The organism is Streptomyces sp. NPDC015125 (genome assembly GCF_043080045.1).
Classification (GTDB): Bacteria; Actinomycetota; Actinomycetes; order Streptomycetales; family Streptomycetaceae; genus Streptomyces.
On sequence record NZ_JBIBVF010000023.1, the window covers coordinates 111,292 to 127,964 of the forward strand.

Consider the following 16,673-nt stretch of genomic DNA (forward strand, 5'->3'; position numbering starts at 1 on the left):
GGCGGCCACGGCCCGCGCCATGGCCGCCCCCGGGCCGGTCAGGCGCCCGGTGGCACCCGGGACGGGCGGCCGGAGCCCCCGGTGAAACGGTAGCCGGCGATGCCGGACAGCGCCGCGAGCAGTCCGCCCGCCGCGGTCCAGAGCCAGCGGTCGGACCACCCGCCGGACGACCAGCCGCCGTCCGGCTCGCCCAGGGCGGCGGGCTTCCCGGGCGCGGTGCTCTCCTGGGGCTCGGGTGTGGCGGTGGAGGCGCCGGGCACCAGGGGAGCGGCCAGCGTGCCGTCCACGTCGTGGGCGCCGCCCCTCTCGGCGAGGGCGGCGTCGACCTCGGCGTGTACCGGCAGACCGAGGTCGTCCTTGGGCAGGTCGACCACCGTCAGGCGTATGTAGTAGCTGCCCGGCAGCGGATCGTTCGCCCACGGTTCCGCCCAGGCGCGGACCGTGCGCAGGGTGCAGGACAGCTCGACGGAACCCGCATCCCGGGCCGCTGCCCTGGTCTGGGCGCCGTACTGGCACGCCTGGCGGCGGCGCAGCCCGTCATAGACATCGAGCTGCCAGGTGGCCGTGCCGTGCCGGGCGCTCTGCGGGAGGGTGACCTTGGCCTTGACGGTGGCGCGCTGCCCCGCGTCCACGGGCAGCACCCAGTAGAGGTAATCGCCGGTGGACGCATCGGCCGTGGCCCGCTGGTCCGGCGTGATGGCGGTCGCCGTACGGAACGAGGTACCGGCCTCGGTCGGGGCCGGCGCCTCCGCATCCGTGCCGGCGCTCGGGCTGGGGGACGGGCTGTCGGCGAAGGCCGTTCCCGCCGTGCCGAAGAGGGCGGCGCCCGCCAGCACAGCGGTCGTCAGGGTACGTAGGGTGCGCATCAGTTGGTCCTCCAGACGGTCACGCGCCAACGGGAGATCCAGCCCCACACCAGGCCGGCGATCAGCCCGGTGAGCGCCAGCGAGACCAGCAGCCACCAGCCGTGTCCGAGGCCGAAGAAGGCCGCGTCGGAGGCGTCGTCGGGCCCGTCCACCAGGTCGACGGTCAGCTCGACGGGCAGGCCCGGGTCGGTCTTGACCGAGGCGGGCGCCGAGAAGGAGTTGCTGACCTGCAGACAGACGGTCTCCGCCGCGGATTCGTCGTCATCCGAGGAGGCGGGCGCCTTCGGGTAGCGCAGCCCGGAGGAGATCACATCCGTACGGCCGTCACCGGCCTCCGCGCCACGGACGATCTCTCTGCCGTGCACCGTCGAGGCCCGCAGCAGGACCCCGTAGTCGTTGTTGACCGCACGGTCGGCGGCGATGCTCACCGAGGCCCGCAGTTCCTGGCCGGGCCGGACGTCCATCCGGTACCAGCGGTGCTCGGTGAACTTCTCGCGGTCGGTGTAGAGACCGGGCTTGAGCTTCGGGGCGTCGGTGCACTGCCGGGTCCCCTCGGTCGCCACCGGAGTGACCACCGGACGGGCGGCGCGGTCCACCAACTGGTGTACGCGGTCCCGGAGTTCCTTGGTGTGCTGTACCGAGGTGTAGGTTCCGCCGGTAGCCTCGGCGATGCAGCTCAGCTGGTTGCGGGTCTTGGCGTCCGGCAGCAGCCCGAGGGTGTCGACGGTGAGATGGATGCCCTTGGCGGCGATGTCCCGCGCCACCTGGCAGGGGTCGAGCGGGGCGCAGGTGTCCTCGCCGTCCGTGATGAGGACGATCCGGCGGGAGGCGTCGCCGCCCTTGAGGTCGTCGGCCGCGCCCAGCAGAGCCGGTCCGATCGGCGTCCAGCCGGTGGGGCTGAGCGTGGCCACCGCGGTCTTCGCCTCGGTCCGGTTCAGCGGCCCGACCGGGTAGAGCTGCCGGGTGTCCTTGCAGCCGACCTTCCGGTCCTCGCCGCGGTAGTTGGCGCCGAGGGTGCGTATACCGAGCTGGACCTCATCGGGCACGGCGTCCAGTACCTCGTTGAACGCCTGCTTCGCCGCGGCCATCCGGCTCTGGCCGTCGATGTCACGTGCCCGCATCGAGCCGCTGACATCGAGCGTCAACTCGACTTTGGGGGAAGGCTTGGCGTCCGGTTCGTCGGCGCCGGCAGGTGTGGGGGCGAGCGCGAGGGTCATCGCGGCCAGCAGGCCGCACACCCCGGCCGCCAGCCGTTTTCTTGTGATCATCGCCGGATCGTATGGAGAAACTCCCCGCATTCCAAAAACGGCCCCTCAAGTGCGGTGCGGGGAAGGGGCGGTGGGCGCGGTGACCGGACGCGCGGACCGGCGTCCGCTCTCCGTAGGGCGCGGGGGAGGGTGTACGGAGCGCTGCCCGGTGCCGCGGTCAGGCCAGTGCGACCGCCATCCGCCGAACGGCCTCGGTCAGCAGCTCGGGCGAGGTCGCCAGGTTGAGCCGGACGTGCCCGGCACCGCCGGTGCCGAAGCCGGCACCGGGGCTGAGAGCGACCCTGCCGCGGGCGAGAAAGACCGCGGCGGGATCGTCACCGAGGCCGAGCGGGCGGCAGTCGAGCCAGGCGAGATACGTCCCGTCGGCGGGGTGGTAGCGGACCGCGGGGAGCCGCTCGGCCAGCAGGCCGTCGAGCAGCCGGCGGTTGTCGTCGAGGCCGCGGAGCACCGCGTCGAGCCAGTCGCCGCCGTCCCGCAGGGCGGCGGTGTGGGTGATGATGCCGAGGTGGCTGGGGCCGTGGCCGACCTCTTCCGGGATGCGGGCCAGATCGTCGGCAGCGGCGGGTCCGGCGAGGGCGAGCGCGGCCTTGAGACCGGCCAGGTTCCACGCCTTGGACGCCGACATCAGCGACAGTCCCGCCTCCGCCCCCGGCACGCTCAGGTAGGGCACGAACCCGGCGTCATGGGCCACCACCGGGGCGTGGATCTCGTCGGCGACGACCCGTACGCCGTACCTGTCCGCGAGCGCCGCGACCGCGGACAGCTCGTCGGCGTCGTGCACGGTGCCGGTGGGATTGTGCGGGCTGCACAGCAGGTACGCGGCGCGGCCCCGGTCCGCGACGGCGCGCCGGAACGCCTCCTCCAGCGCGGCGAAATCGATTCGCAGGTCCGCCCCCAGCGGCGCTTCCACCACGCGCCGGTCCATATGCGTCACGAACTGGTAGAAGGGCGGATAGACGGGGCAGTTGACGATCACCGGGTCTCCCGGCCCGGTGATCAGCTTGAGCACCTCGACGATGCCCAGCATCACATCGGGCACGATCGCCGTACGTTCCACCACGAGCCCGTCCCAGCCCCATCGCCTCCGCGCGAACCCGGCCAGCGCCCGGGCGTACGCCGTGCCCGCCGGGTAACCGGTGTCGCCGAGCGCCACCGCATCCGTGATCGCCGCGACGACCGGTTCGGCAAGCGGCACATCCATCTCCGCCACCCACAACGGCAGCACATCGTCCGGGTAGGTACGCCACTTCATGCTCGTACGCCGCCGCAGTTCGTCGAGGGAGAGCCGGCGCAGCGGATCGGGGTCGTCGGGGCCGTCGGGGGCGGTACGCGGCACGGGATCCATGGAGCCAAAATAGGCACGGTGCGCGGCGAAGGGCAGAGGGAAAGCGGCCTCGTCATCGGCCGGGGCCGGGGACGGGGGCGCCGGGCTCCGGTCCGCGCCCGGCCGGTCCGCGCCGCGCGTCAGGTGGCGGTGAGCACCAGAGCGGCCTGGTCATCGGGGGTGGACTGACCCGCGAAGGCGGTCACCGCGGCATGGACGGCCTCGATGAGACCGGCGGCGCCGGATGTCGCGGCGGGGAGGGCGCGAAGGGCATCGGCCAGCCGGTGTTCGTCGAAGAACTCGCCGGTGGCGGAGCGGGCCTCGGTGATGCCGTCGGTGACCAGCACCAGGCTGTCGCCCGGCGAGAGGTCGAGCCGGCAGGAGGCACCGTCGAATTCCGGGCTGATCCCCAGGAGCAGGCCCGACTGGACGAGGTGCTCCACCGTGCCGTCGGTGCGGCGCACGAGCGGCGGCACATGACCGGCCCGGATCAGCTCCAGTGCGAGGTGGGACGGGGGGTGCCGCAGTTCGCCGTAGACGAGGGAGACGAAGTGGTCCTCGTCGAGCGCGTTCCCGGTCAGTGCGTCGTTGATGGCGGCGACCACGTCCGCCGGATCGTGCAGCAGACGCGCTGCGGCGCGTGCGGTGTGACGGACCATGCCGGTGGTGGTGGCGGCCGACGCGCCGCGCCCGCAGACATCGCCGATCATGAACGCCCAGCGGTCGTCGGGGAGCGGAAAGACGTCGTAGAAGTCACCACCGACCTCCAGTCCTTCGCCGGCGGGGTGGTAGTACGCCGCCAGATCGGCGCCGGGAATCGCGGGCAGTTGGGGAGGCAACAACCCGGCCTGCAGATCGCGGGCGAGCTGGACGCGGTCGCTGAACTGGTGGGCGTTGTCGGCACTGGAAGCGGCCCGGCGGGCCAGCTCCTCGGCAAGGGCGATGGCGTGGCCGTCCAGGGGCCGTCCGGTGGCCAGGAGGGTCAGTACGCCGAAGGTGCGGCCGAGGGTGGCCAGCGGGACGCTGACGTAACCGGTGACGCCGGGCAGCACGGGGCGGTCGCCGGGCGAGGCCGCCGGGTGGTGTGCCTCCGTGGCGCCGGAGGCCAGGACACGGGCCACCGCCCGGTCGACCTGCTCGCCGAGCGCCGGGGAGGCGAGGAGGTCTTCGTCGGCCCGGGTGGCGGCGGCCACGGCGATCCGCCGGGTCCGGCCGTCCTCCAGCACGTGGACGCTGCACAGCGGGGCCAGGGTCGGTACGGTCAGCCGTGCCAAGCACTGCAGGCAGTCCGCGTAGTGCGGCTCGCGGGTGATGGCTGTGCTGGCGTCCAGGACGAAGGCAAGGTCCTCGCGGGCCTCTTTCTCCCGCTCCTGGGCGGCGCGGCTTGCTTCCTTGGCCTGGTGGCGTTCGATGGCCAGCGCGGCGATACGAGCGAACGCGGCGCTGAGGGACACGTCCTTCTCCTCGGGGGCCTTGGGAGCCCGGTGGTACATCGCAAAGGTGCCCAGCAGCCGGTCGTCCGTCCCCAGGATCGGGGTGGACCAGCACGCCGCGACCCCGGCCCGCGCCGCCACCTCCTGATAGCCCTCCCACCGGTGATCGGTGGTGATATCGGTGACGGTCACCGGCACCCGCAGATACGCGGCCGTGCCGCACGAGCCCACGTTCGGACCGATGGCGATCCCGTCGATCGCCTCGTTGTAGAAGGCGGGCAGGCTGGGGCCGGTGCCGTGCCGCAGATGCCGGGCGTCGGGATCGGCCAGCAGCACCGAGACGATCAATTCCGGCGACAGCTCCTCGATCGCCCGGGCCATGCCGGTCAGAATGCTGCCGAGCGGGGCGTCGCGTGCGATCTGCTCCAGCAGGATGTGCTGTTCGGCCGCGAGGAGCTGGGCGTGGTGGTAGACGGTGGTCTCCACCGCGATCACGATCACCCCGTCGATCTCGCCCACCGCGTCCCGGCGGGGCTCGTAGGTGAAGTCGAAGAACCCCTCCCGCTCCTTCCCCGGCGCACCGAGCACCAGCCGCGCGCCGCGGGCCCGGAACGCGGTGCCGGTGCGGTACACCGCATCGAGCCGGTCGAGCACGCCCTGCGGCGCCAGCTCCGGAATCAGCTCGCCGAGCGGCGCGCCGGTATGCGTACGGTCGCCGCCGAAAGCCTCGAAGAACGCCGGATTCGCCGCCTCCAGCAGATGGGAGGGGCCGCCCAGCGCAACGAAGATCACCGGAGCCTGATCGAACAGGTCCTCATACTCCTCGGTCCGCCGGGACGGGGACCTGGAATGAGTGGTGACCGCGCCGAGGCGATCCGGCTGTAGGGACATGACAGGCCGCCCTCTCTCGCACGCATCGACCGCGGCGCCCGTCCACCTCCACTCTGGCACACCACTGCGAGGAATCCAGGCCGCAGCCGGAAGGGTCACCGAGCGGATCCTCCCGGCGACACGCTGCACTCCGCTTTCTTCCTGTCGTCCTTCCTGCCGTTGCCGTACGCCTCGGGATCCCGACGGGGCCGTTCGGCGTACCCGGCGCCCTTCCCGAGAGAGGCTGCGCCCTCTTCGCCCCCTCCTCTCCTATGGTCCTGGTGGCCGGTCCCGCCTCCGCCGAGGCCATCGGAGCGCCCGGCCGCTCGCCGAGCCCGGCGCCCTCGTACGCCGGCGCCACCACCCCGCCACCGGCCGCCGCCGGCCGCCCCGGCGCAACGCCGCCGGCCGCGCCCCCGAGCCCCCCCCGAGGCCCCCGAGGTACCCAGTGATCGAACTCGCCCCGGACCAACTTCCCCCGCTCACCGACTGGTTCCCGGCCGGCGCCCCCGGGGCGGCCGCGTTGCCCGAACACGTACGGGCCTTCGGAACCGGCCGCTGGTGGGCCGACCGGGCCACCGCTCCGCGCGCCCTGGCCGTGGCCTGCGCGGGCCACGTCCTGCTCCGTGGCGACCCGGGCGCCCTGGCCCCCGATGCCCTCGCCGTCTTCGGCGCGCACTATGTGCAGGCCCCCGCACGCTTCCTGCCCGCTCTGGGCAACGCCTTCGACCTGGTCGTGCCGTGGGAGCGGATGCTGTATCTGCACCAGGTGCCCGTACCCGTGCCGCGCATCCCGGACGGGGTGACGGTGCGTCGGCTGGCCCCCGAGGATGCCCCGGCGCTGGCCGCCCTCACCCCGGACGCGGCGTGGCTCCACGCCGGCTGGGGTGGCCCGGCCCCGCTCGCCGCCGCCGGGCTCGGCTGGGCCGCCTTCCGGAAGGAGGACATCCTCGCCGTTGCCTGTACGTACTTCCACGGCACCCGGTACGAGGACCTCGCCTGTTTCACCGTTCCCGGACACCGCCGTCAGCGCCTGGCCCTGGCCTGTGTGACCGCCCTGTGCCGGGACGTCGCCGCCCGCGGCCACATCCCGAGCTGGACCTGCTCCCGCGACCACCGTCCCAGCCGGCTCCTCGCCTGGACCGCGGGATTCCGCCTGGCGCGTGAATATCTGCATCACCTCACCGGAAAACCGGCGCACCGAGGAGCCGGGCTTCCCGCCTGAACGGCCGGCTGCCGTCCCCGGGCCCCGGGGACACGCACGCGCCACAACACGAACGCGCCACACCGCTGAACACCACGGCGACGACGTCCCCTCTACGTACGCTGACGTGGCCGCCCCGTCGATGGCCGGCCCCCTTCGCGGTACGACAGGAGCACACGATGGCCGCCTCCGCCGGTTCTCCTCCCCGGGCCGCAGCACGGCACCGCCTGCGCGCATGGATGCTGGAGGGCCTGGCCGACATGGCCAAGCACCACCCCGGGCCGCACGCGGGCCCCCAGAGCGCCCATCGCGGGCAGCGCTGGTGGCGGGTGATGTGCCTGACGGGAGTGGACTACTTCTCGACACTCGGCTATCAGCCGGGCATCGCCGCCCTGGCCGCGGGCGTGCTGTCCCCGGTCGCCACCCTCGTCCTCGTCCTGGTGACGCTGGCCGGCGCGCTGCCGGTGTACCGGCGGGTGGCCAGGGAGAGCCCGCACGGCCAGGGCTCGATCGCGATGCTGGAGCGGCTGCTGTCCTTCTGGCAGGGCAAGCTGTTCGTGCTGACCCTGCTGGGTTTCGCCGCCACCGACTTCCTGATCACCATCACCCTGTCGGCGGCCGACGCCGCCACCCATCTGGTGGAGAACCCGCACCTCACCAGCGCCCTGCAGAACGGCCGGCTGGTCATCACGCTGATCCTGGTCGCGCTGCTGGGCGCGGTGTTCCTCAAGGGCTTTCTGGAGGCCATCGGGGTGGCGATCGTCCTCGTGGGCCTCTACCTGGGGCTCAACGTGGTCGTGGTCGTCGCCGGAGTGTGGCATGTGGCCACCGCGGCGCATGTCGTCACCGACTGGTCCCATGCACTGACCACCGAGCACGGCAGCGTCCTGGCGATGGTCGGCGTGGCCCTGCTGGTCTTCCCGAAGCTGGCGCTGGGCCTGTCCGGGTTCGAGACCGGCGTGGCCGTCATGCCTCATATCGAGGGCGACCCCGACGACACCGAGGAGCGCCCCACGGGGCGCATCCGGGGCGCGAAGAAGCTGCTCACCACCGCCGCCGTGATCATGAGCGTCTTCCTCATCATCACCAGCTTCATCACGACCCTGCTCATCCCCGCGGACGCATTCCGGCCCGGCGGGCCGGCCAACGGACGCGCCCTGGCCTATCTGGCCCACGAATATCTGGGCTCCGTCTTCGGCACGGTCTACGACATCTCCACCATCGCCATCCTCTGGTTCGCCGGTGCCTCGGCGATGGCCGGCCTGTTGAACCTCATGCCGCAGTACCTGCCGCGCTACGGCATGGCGCCCCACTGGGCGCGGGCGGTCCGCCCGATGGTGCTGGTCTTCACCCTGGTCGCCTTCCTGGTGACCTGGCTCTTCGACGCCGATGTGGACGCCCAGGGCGGCGCCTATGCCACCGGCGTCCTGGTCCTGATCAGCTCCGCCGCGATCGCGGTGACCATCACCGCACGGCGCGCCCGCGAGCGGGGCTGGACGATCGGCTTCGCCGTGATCTCCGTGGTGTTCCTGTACACCACCGTGGCGAATGTCGTCGAGCGCCCCGACGGGGTGAAGATCGGTGCCTGCTTCATCGCCGGGATCATCCTGCTGTCGTTCCTCTCCCGCCTCGCCCGCGCCTTCGAGCTGCGGGTGACCAGCGTCGTGCTCGACGAGAAGGCCGAACGGTTCGTCCGTGACGCCGCCCACCGCAAGATCCGCTTCATCGCCAACGAGCCCGACGCGCGCGATCTGTCCGAGTACCGCGACAAGCTCCAGCAGATCCGCACCGACAACGACCTGCCGGTCGACGACGACTTCATCTTCGTCGAGGTCACCGTCGGCGACCCGTCCGAGTTCGAGAGCGAACTACGGGTACGCGGCGAGGTCATGCACGGCCGCTTCCGGGTGCTCGCCCTCGACAGCTCCACCATCTCCAACGCGCTGGCCGCGCTGCTGCTGCACGTACGCGACGCCACCGGAGCGCGGCCGCACATCTACTTCGAGTGGACCGAGGGCAACCCCTTCGCCCAGTTCCTTCGCTTCTTCCTCTTCGGTCAGGGCGAAGTAGCCCCCGTCACCCGTGAAGTCCTGCGCGAGGCCGAACCCGACCGCGACCGGCGCCCCCGCGTCCACGTCGGCTGAACGAGTCCGGCCGCAGCGTACGCAGGGGCACGGCCCCGCAATCTCACACCCGGTCGGCGGCGATCAGCAGGTACTGGAAGCTGCCGTTGCGGTAGGCGTTGAGGAAGGTCTCCTCGATGCCCGTGACCAAGTGGTCGGCCTTTCGGCGCAGTTCCCAGTACGGAAGCGCGGCCTGCGTCAGGTCCTGGACGTGCACGGGGACGAGCCTGTTGCGGGCCATGGCGCGGAAGTACGCCGACCGGGGGTGGATGTCACAGATGTAGTGGGCGTTGATGAGGGACACCTCGCGGGAGGCGCGCCCATAGGCGTCGTTGTAGCAGCCGGTGATCGTGACATACCGTCCCCCGCGCCGCAGCAGCCGTGCGTGCTCCGCGAACAGCAGGTCCAGCTCGACGTACATGGTCGACTCGTTGTTCCAGGACGCCGCGTATGCGCCGCCGGTGAAGCCGGTGTCGAGCATGTTGCGGTGGTGGTACCGCACCTTGTCGTCGACGCCCCGCTTGCGGGCCTGTGCATTGGCGAAGTCGGCCTGTTTGGCGGAGATCGTGGCCCCGTCGGCGTGGCAGCCGTAGCGCAGATGCGCCACCACGCTGCCGCCGCCGCGCCCGCACCCGGCGTCGAAGACACGGTCGGTGGGGGAGAGATCGCCGAGGTGGGAGGCGAGGAGTTCGGCCTGGGCGTGTTCCAGCCGGTGCAGTTCGCCGGTGACCCGCTCGCGGCGGCAGTCCGGGTCCTGCTCGTCCAGTACCGACCAGTCGGCGTCCCCGATGCCGTAGTGGTGGTGGTACAGGTCGTCGATCTTACCGAGTTCGAGGTTGACCGGGTTCTCCTCGGCGTTCCAGTAGTCCGCGACGCGGGACTGGTACGTGGACTGGGTCGGCACCGGTGTACGGGCGGTGTCGGCATGAGCGATGGTCAACGGTGACTCCTTGCGAGGATGCGCGGGATCGGTCGGTCTACCAGTAGTGGGGCAGCTGATAGCGGTCGGTGTTGGTGGCGTGCCACTCGTGGTTGCCGGAGACCCAGGCGGCCAGGCCCCGGACGTACTTGTCGAGGAGGGGCGAGAGAGCGGCCAGCGGGGCCGACTCCGTCTCGAACGCCTCCATGATCTGGTTGTGGATCTCGACGCTCTTCAGGTAGGCGGCCTTCAGACCGCGTTTGTCGTTGGCGGCCACCACCTGTGGCAGGTTCAGGTGCGTCGGGTCACTCGCCAGTTCCTTGGTGAAGGAGTACAGGTCGTTGACGATGGTCGTGGCGTTGCAGGCCAGAGCCGTGACCCGCTGGACCTCGGGGCGGGCATAGAGGGCTTCGGGCAGTTCGTAGCCGTCCACGGCGTCGACGATGGACAGGCAGGGGCGGAAGTTGTTGAACTGCCGCATGACCAGGTACTCCCAGACCTGCGGTACGTGCCGTGTCTCCGCCCAGGAGGCCTCGGCCAGATAGCCGAGGTGCAGCCGGGCGATGTCATGGACGAACCGGTCCGTCTGGCTGGGAGTGGCGAGCGCCGAGTAGTCCTTCAGGGCCCAGTGGTACGAGCGCAGGGGCCCGTCCGCCTGCACGCCGCGGCGCCACTCCTCCTCCAGTCCGGGGGTGCCGTGGAAGGGGTCGAGGGCCGACTGGGCGACGATCAGCCGGCCGCCCAGACCGCGGCGCGCGGCTCCGCGGCCTTCATCCTCCTCGCAGTAGCAGCTGTCGACGATGTTCTCCGCCAGCAGCAGCTCACCCGCGACGGTGAGACGGTCGAGATCGGCCGCGCCGGGATGCTGCAGGACGACGGCCCGGCCGACCTGGAACTGTGCGAAGTCCCCGGTCCACTGCGCGGGGAAGAGATCCAGCCGGCGGGCCCAGGCCTCCAGCCTGCGGTCGATCTCCTTGGCCTTGTCCGGGTCGGCGGGGGCGGCGGGCCGGTACCTCAGCCCGGGTACGGCCCCGCCGCGTCGGGCCCGCACGGTGCGGGCGAGGTTCGGCGGGCCGGGCAGCGAAAACCCGGCGGCGGTGTCGGGGGGCGTGCTCATGGTGCGTACTCCACCTGGTCAGTCGGTGCTCCGGCCGATCTGGACGTTCTCCAGGACGCCGGCTGCGTCGGGCACGAGGATGGCCATCGAGTAGTAGGCGGTGACCAGGTATTTGATGATGGCGGCGTCGTCGACGCCCATGAAGCGGACGTTCAGACCGGGCTGGAACTCCTCGGGGATGCCGGTCTGGTGCAGGCCGACGACCCCCTGGTCCGCCTCGCCGGTACGCAGCGCAATGATGCTGCTGGTGTGTGCGTCGCTGATCGGGATCTTGCCGCACGGGAAAATCGGAACGCCGCGCCAGGCGGGGACCTCGTGCCCGTCGACGTTCGCCGTGCCCGGCACCAGACCGCGTTTGTTGCACTGCCGGAAGAAGGCGGCAATCGCCTTCGGGTGGGCCAGGAACAGTCGCGTCTTGCGGCGCATGGACAGCAGCTCGTCCATGTCGTCGGGGGTGGGCGGGCCGGTGTAGGTGCTGATGCGCTGGCCGTAGTCGGCGTTGTGCAGCAGTCCGAACTCCCGGTTGTTGACCATCTCCCATTCCTGGCGCTCGCGGATCTCCTCTACGGTGAGCCGGAGTTGCTGCTGTGTCTGGTCCATGGGCTCGTTGTAGAGATCGGCGACCCGGCTGTGCACCCGGAGCACGGTCTGGGTCAGGGAGAGTTCGTGTTCGCGCGGGGCGAGGTCGTAGTCGACGAAGCCGCCGGACAGCGTGGGCTCACCGACGTGCCCCGCCGCTACCGGCACCTCCGCCTCACCCCTGCGGTTCGCGGGACGCTGCTGCCGCTCCGCGTACGCCGTCAGGTGTGCGGCCAGCGACGGCACCCGGTCGGTCAGCTCCCGGATCACGTCCCAGGGCAGCACCATCAGCACGCCGGCTGTTTCGGCCCGCACCGAGCTCAGCCACAGCGGGTCGGGCCGGCCGATCGCCTCGTCCCCCAGCTGGTCGCCGTCCGTGACGACGCCGATGACCTCCTCCTCGCCGTACTTGCCGGCCGTGTAGCGGGCGAACCGGCCGTGGACGACGAGATACGCCTCGGTGGCGGGCTGCCCTGCCTCGAAGAGGACCTGGCCGGCCCGGACTTCACGGACGCGGAAGCGGCCGGCGAGCTCGTTGAGCACTTCGACATCGTCATAACCGCGCAGGGCGGGCAGCTCCGTGAGCGTCCGGGGGATCACCTTGATGTCGTCCGCGCCGTTCTGCTCGAACTGGACACGGCCCCGGCCGACACGGAGCTGCAGACGCCGGTTGACCCGGTAGGTGCCGCCCTTGACGTCCACCCACGGCAGCATCTTCAGGAGCCATCGCGAGGTGATGGCCTGCATCTGGGGCTCGGACTTGGTGGTGGTCGCCAGTTGGCGCGCGGCCCGGGTACTGAGGCTGGTGAGCGCGCTGTCTGCGGGTGGTTCGAGAGCGGGCTCTTCGGCAGCGGAACCGGTGACGCTGTCCGGTACGGACACATTCCCTCCCGGGACGTGAACAGAAGTGAGCAAAGCGGCCGGTGGTGAACAAAGTGGCCGTGCGTCACCAAGCCAAACAGACCGGAGATCATCTCGGTACAGCGTGAAAGGGGGCGGCCTCGCACTCAGGAGGCGCAAACCCCGGAACGAAGCGAACAGCGCCCGGCCGTGCCTCCGCACGCCCTCCGGCCACTGCATGATCCAGGAATGCGGTCGCCGGGACCGTTACCCGCATCGCTCGTCCGCAGGGTTTTCGTGTGGCGATCCGAGCCGAACGGCGCACCTGGGCGGTTGCGTTCGGGTCGCTGATGGGCTGGAGGAAGATGCCTGCGAGATGGCGTCGGGCAAGCCAATGGGGAGGGGCTTCGGGGACCTGACTGTGCGGTGCTGCGCCCGGACAACCGGTGCCCGAGTGGAGTTGGGCTGCCCTACCGTAGGGGGCCATGAAGGTATTGATCATCGGCGGCAGCGGGTTCCTGGGGACGGAACTTGTGCGCCAGGCCACGGCTGCGGGCTGGGAGACGGCCGCAACGTACTGCTCCCGCCCCGGAACCATCCCCGGAGCCTCGTGGCACCGGCTCGACCTCCGTGCCACCGGGCACGTCGACGAGGTGCTGGCCGCGGTTGCCCCCAGTGCCGTCATCAACGCAACCAGCGGAAACAGCGACTGGGCGGTCACCGCCGAGGGCTCGATCCGCCTGGCGATGGCCGCGACGAAACGCGGTTGCCGCCTGGTCCACGTCTCCAGCGACGCCGTGTTCTCCGGTTCCCGGATTCACTATGACGAGACCTGCCTGCCCGACCCGATCACCCCGTACGGCGCGGCAAAGGCCGCCGCCGAGACAGCCGTGCGGCTCCTGGCGCCGGCCGCCGCGGTCGCCCGCACTTCATTGATCATCGGGCACGGCACATCCGTGCACGAGCGCATGGTCCATGCCCTGGCTGCCGATGCACACGACGGTGTCCTGTTCACCGACGACATCCGCTGTCCGGTGCATGTCGAAGATCTGGCCTCCGCTCTGCGGCAACTCGCCTTGTCCGACCAGGCCGGGATGTTCCACCTCGCCGGAGCGGACGCCCTCAGCCGTTACGAACTCGGCGTTCTCATCGCTCAACGCGACGGACTCGACGCAACCCGGCTGCCTGCCGGGCGTCGAGCCGACAGTCTTGTGCCCGGGGCGCTCGACGTCCGCCTCGACAGCAGTGCCACACAGAGGTGCGTCCCCACACGGCTGCGTGGGGTCCGGGAGTTCCTCCAGGCCCGGTCGCACGAGAGTCGGGTGCCGCCGGCCGATGGGCGGGACAGCCCTTAAGGTCGCGCAAGGACGCAGTCACCGCAGAGGGCTCCCGAGGCACCCGGAGCGGCCCGGTAGATCAAACAGCAACTCCGCCGCCGGAAGCGCCCGTTGTGTGCGTCCAGGGTGTGGGCGTCCTGGAGCTGCGGCCGGCTCAGGAACAGCAGCGCCGCTGTGCGTGCGGGGCGCGCCAGGGCCGGTGCCGCGGACGCCATGCCCGCGGCCGCGCCGTTCACGGCCGATGCCACATTGCCCCACAGAATGCGCGGGGAGACCGAGAAGGATGCTGTGGCGTGGGCCAGTTCGCGGATCGGTCCGTCGAGCATGGTCTCTACGGCATCGGCATCGGCATCGGCATCGGCATTGGTCTCGGCGTCGGCGTCGGCGCGGACACGGGGAAGGGCGCCCGAGTCGGAGTGATCCGTGGCGACTGAGGCCACTGTCTCCCCTGGCAGCGACAGTGCGAACGCGCCGCCGAGGCCGGAGTGCCACCGCAGATCGTCCAGGGTGGGCGGTCGTGACGACAGGCCGTGCAGAGCGGCCAGGCCGAGCACCGGCGAGATGACCCGCGCCACCAGACCCAGATGCGCCACGGACGCGGCCACGCGCAGTTCGACGGCCTCGGCCGGTCTGCCGCTGCGGGCGGCAAGCGAGGCACGCACCGCGGTGACGCGCTCCCGCAGGACGCCGCTCTCCTCCTGTGCCACCTCGCTCAACGTGCGCCAGGGGGACGTGAGTTCCGATGCCGCGGGGTGCGTCTCGAAGGCGAAGAAAGGCCCGAGGGCCGCGATCTGTTCCTGCCACGCGGCAGTGGGTTCCGTCATGGCTACCTGTCCGGTTTCGAGGAGGCGGGAGAGCAGGGAGGGGAGGCGGGGAGGCAGGGAGGGGAGGAAGGGCGGGGAGGAAGGGCCGGTAGGAGAGGAGGAGGAGCCGGTTGCGCAGCACGTGGCGCTGCCGGGACAGCGCACAGCCCTTCACTTCCCCCGTTGGTAGAGGTCGGTCAGCAGGGCGACGGCAGCGTGGGTCGCCGGATGCGGGTCTTGGCGTCGCCAGATGAGGTGGACCGCGACGGGGGTGGCGTCGCGCAGCCGCCGGAAGACGATCCCGTCGCGCCGGTACTGGTTGACGGTGCTCTCGGGGGTGATGCCCACGCTGCGGCCGGCGGCGATCAGCGCGAGCCAGTCGTCGATGTCCTGGGTGTATTCCACGACGGGACGCGCCGATGCGGGCCACAGATCGGCCGTGGTGGTGCCGGTGCGCCGGTCGATGAGGAGGGTGCGTTCGCGGATGTCGGCCAGGGCGATGGAGCGGCGGCTGACCCAGGGGTCGTCGTCGGCCATGGCGCAGTAGCGGCGTTCCCGGCCGACGACGGCACTGGCGAAGCGCACGTCATCGAAGGCGGTACGCACCACGGCCAGGTCGCACAGGCCCTCCGCCAGGCCGCCGGTGGGGGAGTTGGTGCGGATCAGATGCAGCTCGACGTCGGGGTAGCGGGCGGCCCAACGACGCTGGTACTCGGCGGTGTGCCGGCCCATGGCCGACCAGGCATGGCCGATGCGCAGCCGGGTGTGGCCGGTGGTGGCTTCACGGATGAGGTTGTCGGCCTCGGCGAGTACCTTCCGGGCGCGCGCCAGCACCTGGACGCCGGCGGTGGTGGGGATGACGTTCCTGCTGGTGCGGTGCAACAGCCGTACCCCCAGGGCGTCTTCGAGCGAACTGAGCGTGCGGGACACCGCCGCCTGGGAGATGCCGAGATCGATGGCGGCATCGGTGAAACCACCGGCGTCGACGATCGCCACCAAACAGCGCAGATGTCGCAGTTCCATTGTCCAGATCCATAACCATGGCGCATCGATGAGTACGTGCATGCATTTTACGTATGGATGTGTCCGGCCGGATGCTCGGTGCATGGGAAAGAGCACTGAAGGCCGGTGGCACCCCGAGGCCGCTCGTGGGGGACCGGCGGCGCACCCGGGCCGGGCGGCGGGGGTGGCGATGATGTTCGGCAGCGGGCTGTCCAACCAGATCGGTGCCGCGACCGGAGCGCTGGCGTTTCCGGTGATCGGGCCGGCGGGCGTGGTGGCCGTACGGCAGTGGGTGGCCGGACTCGTCCTGCTGGCGGTGGGGCGGCCGCGGCTGCGCGCGTTCACCTGGCGGCAGTGGTGGCCGGTGCTGTGCCTGGCGGCGGTGTTCGCCACGATGAACCTGTCCCTCTACACGGCGATCGACCGCATCGGTCTGGGCCTCGCGGTGACCCTGGAGTTCCTCGGGCCGCTGGCCGTGGCACTGGCGGCCTCCCGCCGCCTGGCGGACCTGCTGTGCGCCCTCGTCGCCGGGGGCGCGGTCGTCCTGCTGACCCGCCCGCAGCCGGCCACCGACTACGCGGGCATCGCGCTGGGCCTGCTCGCCGCCGTGTGCTGGGCGTCCTACATCCTGCTCAACCGGCTCGTCGGTGCCCGGCTGCCGGGTGTCGAAGGCTCGGCCGCGGCCGCCGGCGTCTCCGCCCTGCTGTACCTACCCGTCGGAATCACCGTGCTCGCCCACCACCATCCGAGCGCGAGCGCCGTGGGGTACGCGGCCGCCGCGGGCCTCCTCTCCTCGGCCGTCCCGTTCCTCGCCGACCTGCTCGCGCTGCGCCGGGTCCCCGCCCGCTTCTTCGGGGTCTTCATGAGTGTCAACCCCGTCCTTGCGGCACTGGTCGGCCTCGTCGTCCTGGACCAGACCCTGCAAGGGATCGACTGGCTGGCCATCGCGGCCATCGTCACGGCCAACACCCTCAGCATCCTGTCCGCC

12 protein-coding genes and 1 pseudogene are annotated in these 16,673 nt (G+C 71.3%); 4 read left to right on the forward strand and 9 right to left on the reverse strand.

Features of this window, described 5'->3' with window-relative positions:
• Positions 1 to 38: 38 nt before the first annotated feature.
• From ACF088_RS33665 to ACF088_RS33680, 4 genes are all read right to left on the reverse strand, one after another.
• The gene (locus tag ACF088_RS33665; protein WP_392379674.1) at positions 39 to 866 is read right to left on the reverse strand and encodes a hypothetical protein; all 828 of its coding nucleotides are present in this window, start codon (positions 864 to 866) and stop codon (positions 39 to 41) included.
• Complete coding sequence (locus tag ACF088_RS33670; RefSeq protein WP_392379675.1) at positions 866 to 2,134, reverse strand: VWA domain-containing protein; 1,269 nt, start codon at positions 2,132 to 2,134, stop codon at positions 866 to 868. The genes ACF088_RS33665 and ACF088_RS33670 overlap by 1 nt, the downstream gene beginning before the upstream one ends.
• Before the next feature lie 157 nt (positions 2,135 to 2,291).
• Positions 2,292 to 3,479, reverse strand: coding sequence for a MalY/PatB family protein (locus ACF088_RS33675; protein ID WP_392379676.1), 1,188 nt, complete (start codon positions 3,477 to 3,479; stop codon positions 2,292 to 2,294).
• Between the two features lie 119 nt (positions 3,480 to 3,598).
• Positions 3,599 to 5,782, reverse strand: a complete 2,184-nt coding sequence (locus tag ACF088_RS33680; RefSeq protein ID WP_392379677.1) for a SpoIIE family protein phosphatase — start codon at positions 5,780 to 5,782, stop codon at positions 3,599 to 3,601.
• Positions 5,783 to 6,209: 427 nt separating this feature from the next.
• Here ACF088_RS33680 and ACF088_RS33685 point away from each other — a divergent pair, with 427 nt between their 5' ends.
• Both ACF088_RS33685 and ACF088_RS33690 read left to right on the forward strand, forming a co-directional pair.
• A complete protein-coding gene (locus ACF088_RS33685) occupies positions 6,210 to 6,986 on the forward strand; it encodes a GNAT family N-acetyltransferase (RefSeq protein ID WP_392379678.1) in 777 nt (258 codons plus the stop codon).
• A 158-nt stretch (positions 6,987 to 7,144) separates the two neighbouring features.
• Positions 7,145 to 9,109 carry an amino acid transporter gene (locus ACF088_RS33690; protein WP_392379679.1) on the forward strand — a complete coding sequence of 655 codons (1,965 nt, stop codon included), beginning with the start codon at positions 7,145 to 7,147 and terminating at the stop codon, positions 9,107 to 9,109.
• Positions 9,110 to 9,152: 43 nt separating this feature from the next.
• Here ACF088_RS33690 and ACF088_RS33695 read toward each other — a convergent pair whose 3' ends face one another.
• Genes ACF088_RS33695 through ACF088_RS33705 form a run of 3 tightly spaced genes read right to left on the reverse strand, consistent with a single transcriptional unit; the run spans position 9,153 to position 12,585 of the window.
• Positions 9,153 to 10,028 carry a geranyl diphosphate 2-C-methyltransferase gene (locus tag ACF088_RS33695; protein ID WP_392379680.1) on the reverse strand — a complete coding sequence of 292 codons (876 nt, stop codon included), beginning with the start codon at positions 10,026 to 10,028 and terminating at the stop codon, positions 9,153 to 9,155.
• A gap of 37 nt (positions 10,029 to 10,065) precedes the next feature.
• Positions 10,066 to 11,124, reverse strand: a complete 1,059-nt coding sequence (locus ACF088_RS33700) for a family 2 encapsulin nanocompartment cargo protein terpene cyclase (protein WP_392379681.1) — start codon at positions 11,122 to 11,124, stop codon at positions 10,066 to 10,068.
• A gap of 18 nt (positions 11,125 to 11,142) precedes the next feature.
• Entirely contained in the window at positions 11,143 to 12,585 is a 1,443-nt protein-coding gene (locus ACF088_RS33705; protein WP_392379682.1) for a family 2B encapsulin nanocompartment shell protein, read from the reverse strand.
• A 443-nt stretch (positions 12,586 to 13,028) separates the two neighbouring features.
• On the opposite strand from ACF088_RS33705, the gene ACF088_RS33710 reads away from it, so the two are divergent.
• The gene (locus ACF088_RS33710) at positions 13,029 to 13,898 is read left to right on the forward strand and encodes an SDR family oxidoreductase (RefSeq protein WP_392379683.1); all 870 of its coding nucleotides are present in this window, start codon (positions 13,029 to 13,031) and stop codon (positions 13,896 to 13,898) included.
• Here ACF088_RS33710 and ACF088_RS33715 read toward each other — a convergent pair.
• Positions 13,895 to 14,704, reverse strand: coding sequence for a (2Fe-2S)-binding protein (locus ACF088_RS33715; protein ID WP_392379684.1), 810 nt, complete (start codon positions 14,702 to 14,704; stop codon positions 13,895 to 13,897). The genes ACF088_RS33710 and ACF088_RS33715 overlap by 4 nt on opposite strands.
• Positions 14,705 to 14,854: 150 nt before the next feature.
• Positions 14,855 to 15,706 (reverse strand): LysR family transcriptional regulator, encoded by an 852-nt coding sequence (locus ACF088_RS33720; protein ID WP_392379685.1) that lies wholly within the window; start codon positions 15,704 to 15,706, stop codon positions 14,855 to 14,857.
• A gap of 169 nt (positions 15,707 to 15,875) precedes the next feature.
• Between ACF088_RS33720 and ACF088_RS33725 the strand changes: the two are divergent.
• Positions 15,876 to 16,667: pseudogene (locus ACF088_RS33725) on the forward strand (DMT family transporter); the annotation flags it as partial.
• Positions 16,668 to 16,673: the final 6 nt, after the last annotated feature.

Coding starts and splice junctions, on each gene's coding strand:
- ACF088_RS33665 (WP_392379674.1), bottom strand. CDS start 866: ATGCGCACCCTACGTACCCTGACGACCGCTGTGCTGGCGGGCGCCGCC.
- ACF088_RS33670 (WP_392379675.1), bottom strand. CDS start 2,134: ATGATCACAAGAAAACGGCTGGCGGCCGGGGTGTGCGGCCTGCTGGCC.
- ACF088_RS33675 (WP_392379676.1), bottom strand. CDS start 3,479: ATGGATCCCGTGCCGCGTACCGCCCCCGACGGCCCCGACGACCCCGAT.
- ACF088_RS33680 (WP_392379677.1), bottom strand. CDS start 5,782: ATGTCCCTACAGCCGGATCGCCTCGGCGCGGTCACCACTCATTCCAGG.
- ACF088_RS33690 (WP_392379679.1), top strand. CDS start 7,145: ATGGCCGCCTCCGCCGGTTCTCCTCCCCGGGCCGCAGCACGGCACCGC.
- ACF088_RS33700 (WP_392379681.1), bottom strand. CDS start 11,124: ATGAGCACGCCCCCCGACACCGCCGCCGGGTTTTCGCTGCCCGGCCCG.
- ACF088_RS33710 (WP_392379683.1), top strand. CDS start 13,029: ATGAAGGTATTGATCATCGGCGGCAGCGGGTTCCTGGGGACGGAACTT.
- ACF088_RS33715 (WP_392379684.1), bottom strand. CDS start 14,704: ATGACGGAACCCACTGCCGCGTGGCAGGAACAGATCGCGGCCCTCGGG.
- ACF088_RS33720 (WP_392379685.1), bottom strand. CDS start 15,706: ATGGAACTGCGACATCTGCGCTGTTTGGTGGCGATCGTCGACGCCGGT.